Here is a 13276-nt window from a genome sequence, read left to right on the forward strand (position 1 = left end):
TTCGGAGGTGAGAGATTGGACAAATTGGTGATTGAAGGCGGGAAACCTCTCTCAGGAACCATTGTTATCCAAGGCGCGAAAAATGCCGCTTTGCCGATTTTAGCTGCAAGCATGCTGGTAGAAGGAAAAGTGACGATCGACCATGTCCCGAAGCTGCTGGACATCGACGTCATGCTGAATATTTTGCGCGAACTTGGCTGCCGGGCGGAGCACGAGGATGAAACCGTGCAGCTCGACACGTCAACCCTGCATTCCTCCCACATTCCTGAAGCGCTGATGCGTCAGATGCGTTCGTCCATCTTCCTGATGGGCCCGCTGCTGGCACGGTTCGGCGAAGTGACGATTTATCAGCCTGGCGGCTGCGCGATCGGCGAACGCAAGATCGATTTGCACTTGAGCGGCTTGCAAGCGCTCGGCGCGGAGATCGAAGAAGACGGCAGCCGGATCGCCTGCTATGCGAAGAAGCTGAGAGGCGCGGAAATCCATCTGGACTTTCCGAGCGTTGGAGCAACGGAGAACATTATGATGGCGGCCGTCCTTGCGGAAGGGCTGACGACGATCAGCAATGCGGCAAGGGAACCGGAAATTCAAGATTTGCAGCATTTTCTGAACCGTATGGGCGCGAAAATCATCGGTGCCGGTACGGATACGATCACGGTCGAAGGGGTAGAGAAGCTCGAGCCCTGCAGCTATCAGGTCATCCCGGACCGCATCGTGACGGGAACGGTCATGGTGGCGGCGGCGGCGACCCGCGGGCAGGTAACCCTGCTCAATACATGCCCTTCGCATCTGACTTCTCTCATCCATGTGCTCCGGCGCACAGGTGTTCAAATAGCGGTGGACGGTGATATAATCAAGGTGGGAGCAGCGATGCGTCCCAAATCGATCGACCGGATCGTCACCTCGCCGTATCCGGCTTTTCCGACCGATCTGCAATCGCAAATCATGGTGCTGCTCGCGCTGGCCGACGGCGTGAGCGTCATGAAGGAAACGATCTTCGAAGGCCGGTTCAAGCATGTCGACGAGCTCGCCCGCATGGGTGCCGACATACGCGTCGATCTCAGCTCCGCGTTCATCCGCGGCGTATCGAGGCTGTACGGCGCAACGGTCGAAGCGACGGATTTGCGCGCCGGCGCGGCTCTCGTCATCGCGGGGCTTGCCGCGCAAGGCAAGACCGTCGTGGAGCAAGTGCACCACATCGACCGCGGCTACGACCGGATCGAAGCCATGTTCGGCCGTCTTGGCGCCAGAATGACCCGCTTCACACCCATCGCCAACAATACGGTCGTACCGTAACCATACAAGAGAGCAGAAGGATCGCCTATACGCCTTTATTCCTCGGCTTGTATTCCTACGGAAAGAAATGCGCCGCGCCTCCGGCAGGGCGGCGATGGCCGTATCGCCTTGGGCAGCATGCAGGTAACGATAGAGTTCGCGTGAGCGGCTCCAGCCCGTCTTTGCGGCAGGATGCCGTTTGCGTTTATAGGAATAGGGGACAAGCCATGCAAGAGAAGATGCCCGTGCTGCGGGATCCAGTCAAACGGCGCAGAGGCGGCAAGAAGCTGCTGGCCGTGCTCGTGCTGCTTTTTATCGTCTTGTTGGGCGTGCTGTTCTTCAATGCTTCCATTAGCAAAGTATCGACCGTTACGGTTGAAGGCCAGCACTATTTGCCGGCCGCGGACATTCGCAAGACGGCGGCCGTCAAGGCGGGCGATTCCTTCTTCGGCACGTCGTCGTCCGCCATCGAGGAGAGAATTCGAACGCTGAAGCCGGTGCAGAGCGTGAACGTGACCAAATCGTTCCCCGGCGGCATTGCCATACATGTGCAGGAATATGAAACCGTCGCTTACGCCCTGTCGAATAAAGGTGAATTTTCGGCGGTGCTGGCGAACGGCACGATGGTTCCGGCAGGATCCGACCCGCTTGTCGACAAGCCGGTGTTGTCGGGCTGGAAGGCGGACGACCCGCTGCTGGTGAAGCTGTGCAAGGCGCTGGCGGCCATTCCGGATCAAGCGCTTTCGGATTTCTCCGAAATCAGGCCGGACCCGTCGGCGTCCTATTCCGACCGCATCAAAATCTACACCAGAACGCGTTTCGAAGTCATTACGGCGATTTCCCTGCTGTCCGAGAAGATCGCGACGATGAATGCCGTCATCGAGATTCAGCCGCCCGGCACGATCACGCTGCTGCTTGCGGATAAATATGCGCCATTCATTCCCGAGGAGCCGGAAAATCCCGCCACTACGCAAAAAGAGACTACTCAATAGCATGAAAGAATGATAGAATTTTATTTATGTAGATTTATTTGCCTTCTTTTCATTTTTTTTCGGATGCGACTATTACGGGAATGCGGATGCATACACCGGCAATATAATTTACTTGTTGAAAAAATTGTAGAAAAAAGAGGGAAAATGAGTACTGCGTTGAATAAGAAGAGATGCATGCACAGTCACGGCAAGCAATAGTACCCTAATTAATGTTGAAACGGAGGTGCCAGAGGTTGAGCAGCAATGACATCATCGTCAGTTTGGACATCGGTACATCCAAGGTTCGTGCTATTATTGGCGAAGTGAATAACGGCGTCATTAATATTATTGGAGTTGGATCTGCCGACTCGGAGGGTATACGCAAAGGAGCTATCGTTGATATCGATCAGACGGTCGCATCGATTCGCAGCGCTGTCGACCACGCCGAGCGGATGGTCGACATTCAAATAAGCGATGTTTACGTAGGCATTCAAGGCAATCATATCGGATTGCAGACGAATCACGGCGTAGTCGCCATCTCCAACGAAGACCGCGAGATCGGCGAGGACGATATCGACCGTGTCCAGCAAGCGTCGAAAGTCGTCGCCTTGCCGCCTGAACGCGAAATCATTAATCTGGTGCCGAAGCAATATTTGGTAGACGGCCTCGAAGGCATTTCCGATCCGCGCGGCATGATCGGCGTGCGGTTGGAAGTGGAAGCAACAGTCGTAACCGGAGCGAAGACGGCCATACATAACCTGGTCCGGTGCGTGGAGAAAGCGAATTTGCGAATTTCCGGCATCATTCTGATGTCGCTGGCTTCCGGCCAGATGTCGCTAACGAAAGACGAGAAGATGATGGGGACCGTGCTTGCCGATATCGGCGCCGGCTCCAGCACGATCGCGATTTTCGAGCAGGGGGGCCTCGTTGCCACATCCACGCTGCCTGTCGGCGGCGAGTATGTAACCAGCGACATCTCCTACGGTCTTCGGACGCAGACGGAGCAGGCCGAGAAGATCAAGCAGAAGTTCGGCTGCGCCTTGGTTGACGACGCGGCGGAAGACCAGAAGTTCAAAGTGATGCGCATGGGCAGCAACGTGGAGAAGGAATTTACCCAGGTCGACCTGGCTAACATTATTGAACCGCGGATGCAGGAGATTTTCCACTTGATCCGTCAAGAAGTAAGGCGCCTCGGCTACGAAGGCAAGATCAACGGCTATGTGCTTACCGGCGGCACGGTGACGATGCCCGGCACGCTTCCGCTGGCCCAGCATGAATTGGAGTCGAGCGTTCGCATTGCCGTGCCGGACTACATCGGCGTCCGCGATCCTGCCTTCACGAGCGGTGTCGGCATGATTCAATATGTTTCGAAATACATGAGGGGCCGAACCGTCTCCGCACCGAAGAAGAGTGCGAGCAGGAAGGCTAGCGCAGCAACATCCCCCTCGAAGCCCGGAATTTTCGAGCGTTTGAAAAATATGTTTAGTGAATTCATTTGATCGGGGGAACCCTAGTATGTTGGAATTTGATTTCGAAATGGAGCATATGGCACAAATCAAAGTCATCGGCGTTGGCGGCGGCGGCAGCAATGCCGTTAACCGGATGATCGAGAACGGCGTTCGAGGCGTCGAGTTTATTACGGTGAACACGGACGCGCAGGCGCTCCATATGGCCAAGTCGGAGCAGAAGCTGCAAATCGGCGATAAGCTGACGCGCGGTCTCGGTGCCGGCGCCAACCCGGAAGTCGGCAAGAAAGCGGCGGAAGAATCCCGCGAAAGCGTCATGAACACGCTCAAAGGCGCGGATATGGTATTCGTGACGGCGGGCATGGGCGGCGGAACAGGCACGGGCGCCGCGCCGGTCATTGCCGAAATCGCGCGCGAGTGCGGCGCGCTGACCGTCGGCGTCGTAACGCGTCCGTTCACGTTCGAAGGCCGCAAGCGTTCCGGACAAGCCGAGCTCGGCATCGAAGCCTTGAAGGAAAAGGTCGATACGCTGATCGTCATTCCGAACGACCGGCTGCTCGAGATCGTCGATAAGAAGACGCCGATGCTGGAAGCGTTCCGCGAAGCGGATAACGTATTGAAGCAGGCGGTTCAAGGGATTTCCGAGCTGATCTCCGTACCGGGACTCATCAACCTCGATTTCGCGGACGTGAAGACGATCATGACGGAACGCGGTTCCGCGCTGATGGGCATCGGCATCGCGTCCGGCGAGAACCGCGCGGCGGAAGCGGCGCGCAAAGCGATCCAAAGCCCGCTGCTCGAGACGTCGATCGATGGCGCGCGCGGCATTATCATGTGCATTACCGGCGGTTCTAATCTGTCGCTGTACGAAGTGAACGAAGCGGCCGAGATCGTCATCTCCGCTTCCGATCCGGACGTTAACATGATTTTCGGCGCTAACTTCGACGAGAACTTGAAAGACGAAATCAAAGTCACGGTAATCGCGACGGGCTTCGAGCATCGCGATTCGGCGCAAGTTCGCCGTCCCGTACCGGGCCAGCAGCACCACGAAGCGCCGCCGGCCAATGAGCCGCAGCGTCAGCAGCCTGCGAGCAGCGGTCCGAAGCCGTTCGGCACGCCGGTTTCCAGCGACCAGCTGGACATCCCGGCCTTCCTCCGCAACCGCCGCAACAACGATCGATAACATCGAGCGAAACGATCGGTAACATCGAGCGAAACGATCGATAACAAGAGGACTTTAGCCGCTTTCCGTATCTACGGAAAGCGGCTTTTTTGCTAGAAACCAGGCCTTTCGGCAAGCGTTTTCATTTCAAGGGGGCATGGATCGTCGACAAAAAAAGATCGCTCCTGACGGCATGTTTAGACAGACATTGTAATAGGATTTCACTATACTAGACACAAGCCGCATATCCTCGCTAAGACTTGGTGAGTGCCTCGTGATTCCTCGCGGAACCTTGCAACATAGCACGCGAAGGCTGCAGGGACTTCGATGTCGAGCGCATTTGGGAGAAGGCGGACAATGGAAGCGGCAGCGGGAAGGTGGAAGCGCTGAATGCCGTTTATATCGACGTCCTGTTTCTCGTCAATTTGTTGATCGACGGTTCCAACTTGCTTGTAACCGCCTGGGTGCGCAGCATTCGAGCCAAATGGTGGCGCTTGCTGCTCGCAGCGGGCGTAGGCGCTTTGTATGCCGTCATGATGGTGTTCCCGCCGTTGTCGTTCATGTTCTCGATCGTGATTAAACTGTTGTTCTCGCTTGCGATGCTGTTCATCGCTTTCGGATTCGGAAGCGTCCAGCATTTCATCCGGCTCGCCGGCGCGTTTTACGGCGTGAATTTCGCTGCCGCGGGAGCGCTTCTCGGGTTCCATTACTTGTTCATGAACAGCTCCAGCCAGCTGTGGCGGACCGTCATCTACGACGCGGACGGCAGACCTGTCTTCATGTTAAGCACGACGATGGTGTTTCTCTTCTCGCTTATCGTGGTCGGCTATTATATTTATCGTTCGGTGATTTCTGAGCGCAGGGAGCGGGACTTGGTCACGACCCATCTTGCGGAGGTGAAGGTGCGAATCGGCGATCGGGAGCATGGCTGCACGGGCCTGATCGATACGGGTAACCAATTGTACGAACCGCTCACGCGAACGCCGGTGATGGTGATGGAGGCTTCCGTCTGGCAGGACGTTCTCCCGGCTTCATGGATCCGCCATATTCGGGAAGCGAAGGTGGATCAGCTGCTGGCCGGCTTGACGGATGAAGAGCCTTTCGTATGGCGTGACCGGCTGCGGCTGGTACCCTACCGCGGCGTGAACCGCGGCGCGCAATTCATGCTTGCCATTAAACCGGACCTGGTCATCGTCGACAGGGAAGGGAAGCTGTACCAGTCCAGGAAGGTGCTCATCGGGCTGGATGCCGGAAAGCTTGTCGCAGACGGGACGTACAGGGCGATTATCCATCCGTCACTTCTTCAAGATAGAGGCAATGCGAACGAAACCATTCACAGCACTTCGGGAAGGGATGGAGCAGCATGCTCGTCAAATGGAAATTAATCCTGCAGTTATATTATTATCGCGTTTTGTTTTTATTCGGCCTAAAGAGCGAGGAAATTTATTATATTGGCGGAAGCGAAGCGCTGCCTCCCCCGCTCACGCGCGAAGAAGAGGAATATCTGCTCGAGAAGCTGCCTTCCGGCGACACGGCCATCCGCGCCATGCTCATTGAGCGCAACCTTCGTCTGGTCGTGTACATCGCGCGGAAGTTCGAGAACACGGGCATCCACATCGAGGATCTCGTCTCGATCGGCGCCATCGGCCTCATCAAAGCCGTGAATACGTTCGACCCGGAGAAGAAAATCAAGCTGGCCACCTACGCCTCGCGGTGCATCGAGAACGAAATTCTCATGTATCTCCGCCGCAACAGCAAGACGCGGACGGAAGTGTCCTTCGACGAGCCGCTGAACATCGACTGGGACGGCAACGAGCTGCTGCTGTCGGATGTGCTCGGCACCGAGAACGATACGATCTACCGCAACATCGAGGAGCAGGTCGACCGCAAGCTGCTTCATAAAGCGCTGGATAAGCTGACGGAACGGGAGCGGATCATCATGGAACTCCGGTTCGGCCTGGCCGACGGGGAAGAGAAGACGCAGAAGGACGTGGCCGACCTGCTCGGCATCTCGCAATCGTACATTTCGCGCTTGGAGAAACGCATCATCAAACGGCTTCGCAAAGAGTTCAACAAAATGGTCTAGTTGGGCGTACCATCCGAGCCTGCGTTCCCGAAAACGGGAACTGCGGGCTTTTTTCATGCCGGTAGCAATTTCATCCAGTGACAGCGCGCCTTGAAATTGTATATAATGCAATTTGTCGTTTTTATTGAAAGCCCGCGGCACAACGGGCATTCTACCGCTAATGGCATACGATGGATGGCAGGGGGTTATTCGACTGATCGAGCTCGCAGACATAAGCAAATCCTATCGGACCGGCTCCGTATCCGTAGAAGCGATCAAACATATTCATTTGACTATCGCCAAGGGCGAAATATTCGGCATCATCGGCCATTCCGGCGCAGGCAAGAGCACGCTGCTGCGCACCGTGAATTTGCTGGAACGGCCGACGACCGGCACCGTGAAAGTCGGCGGCGTGGAGCTGACCAAGCTGTCTTCGTCCCAGCTGCAGAAGGAACGCCGGCGGATTGGCATGATTTTTCAGCATTTCAATCTGCTGGCCATGGCGACGGTGCGGGATAACATCGCATTCCCGCTGCGGCTGGCCAAGCTGTCCAAAGCCGCGATCCGCGCGCGCGTGGACGAGCTGCTGCAGCTCGTCGGCCTGGAGCAGCACGCGGACAAGTATCCGGCGCAGCTGTCGGGCGGCCAGAAGCAGCGCGTAGGGATCGCGCGGGCGCTCGCCAGCAATCCGGACGTGCTGCTCTGCGACGAGGCGACCTCGGCGCTCGATCCGCAAACGACGAACGCGATTCTGGCGCTGCTGCTCGATATTAACAAGAAACTCGGCATTACCATTCTGCTGATCACGCATGAGATGCACGTCATTCGCTCGATTTGCGACCGCGTCGCGGTCATTGACAGCGGCGACGTGGTGGAGATGGGCGACGTGGTGGACGTCTTCTTGAAGCCGCAGCATCCGACGACGAAGGAGTTCGTCAGCCAGATGGCGGATTCGTTCGATCCGCGCGAGCTGATCGCTGCGAGCAAAGGGCGCTTGGTGAAAATCAACTACGTCGGCGACATTACGTATGAGCCGCTGCTGTTCAATGCGGTCAAGGCGACGTCGGTGCAGTTTACGATCCTGCAAGGCACCGTTTCCCGCATGAAGAACACGCCTTACGGCCAGCTCGTCATCGAATTCATCGGCGACGGACAAGAAGTCGTGCAGGTGATCGGCGCGCTGCGGGATAAAGGGCTGGAAGTAGGTGAACTGGCATGATGCTTAAAATATCGTTCGAGCATATCGTCTGGTCGGAAGTGGGGCAGGCGACCAAAGATACGCTCAGGATGCTCGGCGTATCGGTCGTGTTTACGATCATCCTCGGTTTGATTTTGGGCGTCATCCTGTTCTTGACGTCAAGACGCCAGCTGCTTGCGCAGCCGGCCGTTTATTTCGTATTGTCGCTGATCGTGAACATTCTGCGTTCCGTGCCGTTCGTTATCCTCATGATTATGATCATGCCGATTACGAAGGCGATCACGGGCACCACGCTCGGCGTTCAAGGCTCGATCCCGCCGCTCGTTATCGCGGCTGCGCCGTTCTTCGCACGGCTGGTGGAGACGTCGCTGCGCGAGGTCGACCGCGGCGTGATCGAAGCGGCGCAGGCGATGGGCGCGTCCCGCTGGGACATCGTCAGGCGCGTCCTGCTGCTGGAGGCGAGGCCCGGCCTGCTCGCTGGCGTTACGATCACCTCAGTCACGCTCGTATCGTATACGGCGATGTCCGGCGTTATCGGCGGCGGCGGTCTCGGCGATTTGGCGCTGCGCTACGGCTATCAGCGGTTCCAGACGGATGTCATGTTCGTGACCGTGGCGCTGCTTATCGTTTTGGTTCAACTGCTGCAGATGGCCGGCGACTATCTCGTGCGCCGATTCAGCCGGAAGTAAGGAAGACATCTTAGAGAGAACGTGCATAAGGAGGCAATACAAATGAGAAAAGTCAATGTAACCATTCTGGCGCTCGTCATGGTCGCGGTGCTGGCGGCTTGCGGCGCGAAGACCGGCAATAACGCAGGCAGCAACGCGGGCAATGCGTCGACAGGCGCAGGCAGCGACGCGGGGACGCAAGAAATCACGCTGAAGGTCGGCGCGACGCCGGTTCCGCACGCGGAAATTTTAAACTACATTAAGCCGGCTTTGAAAAAACAAGGCATTAACCTGGAAGTGGTCGAGTTCAATGACTACGTTCAGCCGAACACGCAGCTGCACGAGAAGCGGCTCGATGCGAATTTCTTCCAGCACGCGCCGTATCTCGACCAATTCAACAAGGATAAAGGCTACGACCTTGTCAGCGTGGCGGGCATTCATATCGAACCGTTCGGCGGGTACTCCAAGAAAGTGAAGAGCGTGGACGAGCTGAAGGACGGCGCGAAGGTCGTCATTCCGAACGACCCGTCGAACGGCGGCCGCGCCCTGTCGCTGATGGAGAAGAACGGCCTGATCAAGCTGAAGGAAGGCGTCGGCATTGCGGGAACGGTTCACGACATCGTCGAGAATCCGAAGAAGCTGAAAATTACCGAAGTCGAAGCGGCTACGCTGCCCCGCGTGCTTGACGAGGTAGACCTCGCGCTCATCAATACGAATTACGCGCTTGAAGCGGGTCTTGTACCGACGAAGGACGCGCTCTTCATCGAAGGCAGCGACTCCCCGTACGTGAATATCCTCGTTGCCCGTCCGGACAACAAGGATTCCGAAGGCATCAAGGCATTGGCGGCGGCGCTGCAATCGCCGGACGTCAAGAAATTCATCGAAGACAAGTACAAAGGCGCGATCGTACCGGCCTTCCAGTAATAATTAGCCTAGAAGAACGCTGTCTCCCTGCCAGGGGGGCGGCGTTTTTTACGTTCGATTGCTAGTTTCGGCGTTAGTTCCCGGCCAAGGGTTGACGGCAGAGTGTATTACGGGTATAGTACACATATGGCGTATGAACTACGTAGTACACACACTTGCGTCAACAGTGTATGAACCATGTAGTACACACGCCAATATCAGGAAATGGATTATCGGGGGGAATATCTATTGGAAGTGAAATTCAACAATCGCGACCCCGTCTATCTGCAGGTCGTCCGACATTTCAAGGAAGAGATCGTCGCCGGACGGTTCGCGAAAGGGCAAGTCATTCCTTCTCGGAGGGAACTGGCGGGAACGATGCATATCAACCCCAATACGGCGCAGAAGGCATACAAGGAAATGGAGGAACAAGGATTGATCGTTACGGAAGGGAATTCCCCAAGCCGCATTACGTCGGATGAACGGGTGCTGCAAGCGATTCGGGGCGAGCTGATCGCCGACGCGGTCGATGCGTTCGTCGCCAGCATTCAGAACATACAAGTCCCGGTCGACGAGCTGCTCGCCATCGTGAAGGACCGGATCGAAGACAGCTACGGCAAACAGGCCAGGGAGGGAAGCGGCGATGATCGAGGTTAAGCATATACGCAAGAAATACGGCCGCAAGCAAGTGCTGAAGGACGTTACCTTTACGGCGGAGAAAGGCCAGATCACTTGCCTGATCGGCATTAACGGCGTCGGCAAATCGACGGTGCTCAAAGCGATCATGGGCCTGACGCCCGTCGCGGGCGGCAGCATTCTGATCGACGGTCAGCCGATATCGAGCCGCTCCTACGAGTCGGTCACGTTCGTTCCCGATGCGATCTCGATGCCGTCCGGCATGACGGTCGACGGCTGCATCCGGTTCATGAAGGATTACTACGCCAGCTGGAACTCGCAGCGCGCCGACGAACTGAAAACCTTTTTCAAGCTGAACGGCACCGACAAGGTCGGCGAGCTGTCCAAGGGGAACACGGCGAAGCTGAACCTGCTGCTCGGCCTGGCGCTCGATACGGACTACGTCTTGATGGACGAACCGTTCTCGGGCATCGACATTTTCAGCCGGGAGCTGATCGCGTCCGTGTTCACGAGCCACTTGATCGAGGATCGCGGCGTCATCGTGACCACCCATGAGATCGGCGATATCGAGCATCTGATCGATAAGGTCGTGCTGCTCGACAACGGCGTCGTCCGCAGGGAATTCCAGACCGAAGCCGTTCGGATGGAAGAAGGCAAGTCAGTCATCGACGTGTTGAGAGAGGTGTATAACGGATGAACCGCTATTTGAAGCTCGTCCATTGGGAAGTGACGCGGTTATGGAAGCTCCTGGCGGCATTGGCGCTGATCACGGCTTTGCTGCAATGCGCGGGCATTGCCTACGAGACCCACAAGTATATCGGTCAGGTCAATGATCATGTCGAGCTCTCCAAGAGCACGATTGCGGCTTACGTGCAGACCAACGGCAAATTGCCGTTTACCCAAATGATCGGCCGCGCCGGCCTATGGATGTACGCGCCGATCGCGCTGTGCATCGGGGGGATCGCACTGTACATCTTCTTGATCTGGTACAAGGAGTGGTTCGGGAAGAACGCCTTCATCTACCGGCTGCTCACGATTCCGACCGCGCGCGGCAACATCTACTTCGCCAAGCTGACAGCCATTCTCGTCTTCGTATCCTCGCTCGTGGCGTTCCAGATCATGCTGCTGCCGCTTGAACGAAGCCTGTTCGCAGCGGTTGGCGGCGACGAACTGTTCGCGGGGAGCAGCATTTATGACGCGGTGCAGTACAATCGTCTCTTGTCGGTGCTGATTCCGCCGACCTTTACGGATTTCGTCGTTTATTACGGCACAGGAACGATCGCGGTGCTCATCTGCTTCACGGCCGTGCTGCTGGAGCGAAGCTACCGGCTGAGGGGCATCCTCGCCGCGGCCATCTATATGGTCGCCATCTGTTTGTTCATGACGATACCGCTCTGGCTGCCGGGACATCTCACCGTCAACTATTTCTATGACAGCGAGCTGTTCTTCATTGAAACGGCGCTCGGCGTCATCGTCGGGGCGGTTACGGTATGGCTCGGCTTGCGGTTGATTACGAGGAAGGTTTCGGTATAGCGAATGCGTTCGAAGCACGCGCAAGCATTGCTGCTCTTGCCGGCACCTCCGGCCGCGCGGTGCGATCGCAAAACATTTAGGAGGACACAGGGCGATGAAGAGATATTGGTTTTCGATTCTGCTGCCGGTCTTTATGGCTGCCGGCATCGGAACGTATTATGCCGGAGCGTCGAGAGGCTTGCCGGAGTATCGGCTCCAGACGGTTGCGGGCGACGCGAAGGAAGCGGGCAATCTCGTATTCGACGGACAGACCAGGCCGACTAGCTATGTATATAATAACGTGAGCATCGGCGCGGACGGCACCGAATACGACCGGAATAAATCGATGATCGCGCAAATCCGGGACAACGATCATTTCCGGAATCCGGACCTGTCCAAATTGCTGAACGATCATCGCGGATTTATGCGCGGCAAGAATAGCTACAGCGGATTCTACGCGGATCGGGACCGGCTTGTCTACGCGTTGGCCGAGCAGGGACCGAGAGACGCCGCGACGCATCTGTCACACTATGAGATTTCGATTTATGCGCAGGATTTGAAGACGGGCAAGAACAAACGCTTCGATGCGATCATGCCGGGCAAGCAGCAGTATTCGTACCTGAACGTTGACGACATTCAGTTCGCCGGCGGCCAATTGAAGCTGCTGGTTACGTTGTCGACGAAGGTTAACGACCTGAGGAGCGGAAGCCTGATGACGGAAATTCATCTGCTGACGGTCGACCTGGACAAGGAAGGAATCGCGAACGACGAGATGATTACGGCGGATGCCGCGAAGGCTGCAGGCAAAGAGGAGCATTACGCGGTATTGGATAACGATATGAATGTCGCATCGCCCTCGGATTACCGAATCCTCGGCAAGAACACGGTGCTCGTAAGCAAGGACGAGAACGGCAATTGGAACGAGCAGATGCTCGCGACGGACTATTCCGTGCTGGACTATCGTACCGGTAAGCTTGCGCCCCTTCCCGGAGACGTCAAGACCGACGGCTCGGACGAGCTGCATTTGCTCGGCGGCAAGCTGATGAAGCTGTCCGTCCTGCCTGATCATGCGCATGTTCAATTCTACGACTTGGGCAGCGGAGCCGATGCCGGGAAGTATGATATTCCGATGAAGCTTCAGGGCAATGATTCGGTGAACAAATTCGTCTACGGCGACCGGCTCTATCTGTTCCATCGCGAGATGGAGAAGAGCGAGGTTCTGATTGCCAATGCGAACGATGGGAAAGTCGTGTATCAAGGCCAGCTTACGGTCGACGGCACGGCGGAACAGCAGAAGGAGCACTTGAAAGCGCTCGTCGTGTTCAACTTTTACCTTAAGCAGTAACGCTTCCCGCCAAGCCTCCGGACAACTGCCGGAGGCTTGTTTTTTGCGCCGATTTATGCTTATCCCCGCGGTCAT

General features: G+C 56.6%; 13 protein-coding genes. All 13 read left to right on the plus strand.

Going from position 1 to position 13276, the window contains the following annotated elements; genetic code table 11:
- The first annotated feature begins 15 nt into the window (after nt 1-15).
- The 13 genes from murA to GXP70_RS10700 all read left to right on the plus strand — a co-directional run bounded on the left by murA (nt 16) and on the right by GXP70_RS10700 (nt 13201).
- Complete coding sequence (gene murA / locus GXP70_RS10640; RefSeq protein ID WP_162356499.1) at nt 16-1296, plus strand: UDP-N-acetylglucosamine 1-carboxyvinyltransferase; 1281 nt, start codon at nt 16-18, stop codon at nt 1294-1296.
- 206 nt (nt 1297-1502) lie between these two features.
- Nucleotides 1503-2267 carry a cell division protein FtsQ/DivIB gene (locus GXP70_RS10645; RefSeq protein WP_162356501.1) on the plus strand — a complete coding sequence of 255 codons (765 nt, stop codon included), beginning with the start codon at nt 1503-1505 and terminating at the stop codon, nt 2265-2267.
- Between the two features lie 233 nt (nt 2268-2500).
- On the plus strand, nt 2501-3745 hold the full coding sequence (ftsA, locus tag GXP70_RS10650) for a cell division protein FtsA (RefSeq protein ID WP_162356503.1): 1245 nt from the start codon (nt 2501-2503) through the stop codon (nt 3743-3745).
- Between the two features lie 16 nt (nt 3746-3761).
- Nucleotides 3762-4895 (plus strand): cell division protein FtsZ, encoded by a 1134-nt coding sequence (ftsZ, locus tag GXP70_RS10655; RefSeq protein ID WP_162356505.1) that lies wholly within the window; start codon nt 3762-3764, stop codon nt 4893-4895.
- A gap of 356 nt (nt 4896-5251) precedes the next feature.
- Nucleotides 5252-6259 carry a sigma-E processing peptidase SpoIIGA gene (gene spoIIGA / locus GXP70_RS10660; protein ID WP_225442753.1) on the plus strand — a complete coding sequence of 336 codons (1008 nt, stop codon included), beginning with the start codon at nt 5252-5254 and terminating at the stop codon, nt 6257-6259.
- Nucleotides 6238-6960: an RNA polymerase sporulation sigma factor SigE gene (gene sigE, locus GXP70_RS10665; protein ID WP_162356506.1), complete on the plus strand. Its 723-nt coding sequence runs from the start codon at nt 6238-6240 to the stop codon at nt 6958-6960. Before spoIIGA ends, sigE begins: the two co-directional genes overlap by 22 nt.
- A gap of 193 nt (nt 6961-7153) precedes the next feature.
- The gene (locus tag GXP70_RS10670) at nt 7154-8158 is read left to right on the plus strand and encodes a methionine ABC transporter ATP-binding protein (protein ID WP_162360417.1); all 1005 of its coding nucleotides are present in this window, start codon (nt 7154-7156) and stop codon (nt 8156-8158) included.
- Nucleotides 8155-8826 carry a methionine ABC transporter permease gene (locus GXP70_RS10675; protein WP_162356508.1) on the plus strand — a complete coding sequence of 224 codons (672 nt, stop codon included), beginning with the start codon at nt 8155-8157 and terminating at the stop codon, nt 8824-8826. Before GXP70_RS10670 ends, GXP70_RS10675 begins: the two co-directional genes overlap by 4 nt.
- A gap of 42 nt (nt 8827-8868) precedes the next feature.
- Nucleotides 8869-9729 carry a MetQ/NlpA family ABC transporter substrate-binding protein gene (locus tag GXP70_RS10680; protein WP_162356509.1) on the plus strand — a complete coding sequence of 287 codons (861 nt, stop codon included), beginning with the start codon at nt 8869-8871 and terminating at the stop codon, nt 9727-9729.
- A gap of 228 nt (nt 9730-9957) precedes the next feature.
- Nucleotides 9958-10365, plus strand: coding sequence for a GntR family transcriptional regulator (locus GXP70_RS10685; RefSeq protein WP_162356511.1), 408 nt, complete (start codon nt 9958-9960; stop codon nt 10363-10365).
- Nucleotides 10352-11041, plus strand: a complete 690-nt coding sequence (locus GXP70_RS10690; RefSeq protein WP_162356513.1) for an ATP-binding cassette domain-containing protein — start codon at nt 10352-10354, stop codon at nt 11039-11041. The genes GXP70_RS10685 and GXP70_RS10690 overlap by 14 nt, the downstream gene beginning before the upstream one ends.
- Entirely contained in the window at nt 11038-11877 is an 840-nt protein-coding gene (locus tag GXP70_RS10695; protein ID WP_162356515.1) for a hypothetical protein, read from the plus strand. Before GXP70_RS10690 ends, GXP70_RS10695 begins: the two co-directional genes overlap by 4 nt.
- Nucleotides 11878-11971: 94 nt before the next feature.
- A complete protein-coding gene (locus GXP70_RS10700; RefSeq protein WP_162356517.1) occupies nt 11972-13201 on the plus strand; it encodes a hypothetical protein in 1230 nt (409 codons plus the stop codon).
- Nucleotides 13202-13276: the final 75 nt, after the last annotated feature.

The sequence above is a fragment of the Paenibacillus lycopersici genome (genome assembly GCF_010119935.1).
In the GTDB taxonomy this organism is placed as follows: Bacteria; Bacillota; Bacilli; order Paenibacillales; family Paenibacillaceae; genus Paenibacillus_Z; species Paenibacillus_Z lycopersici.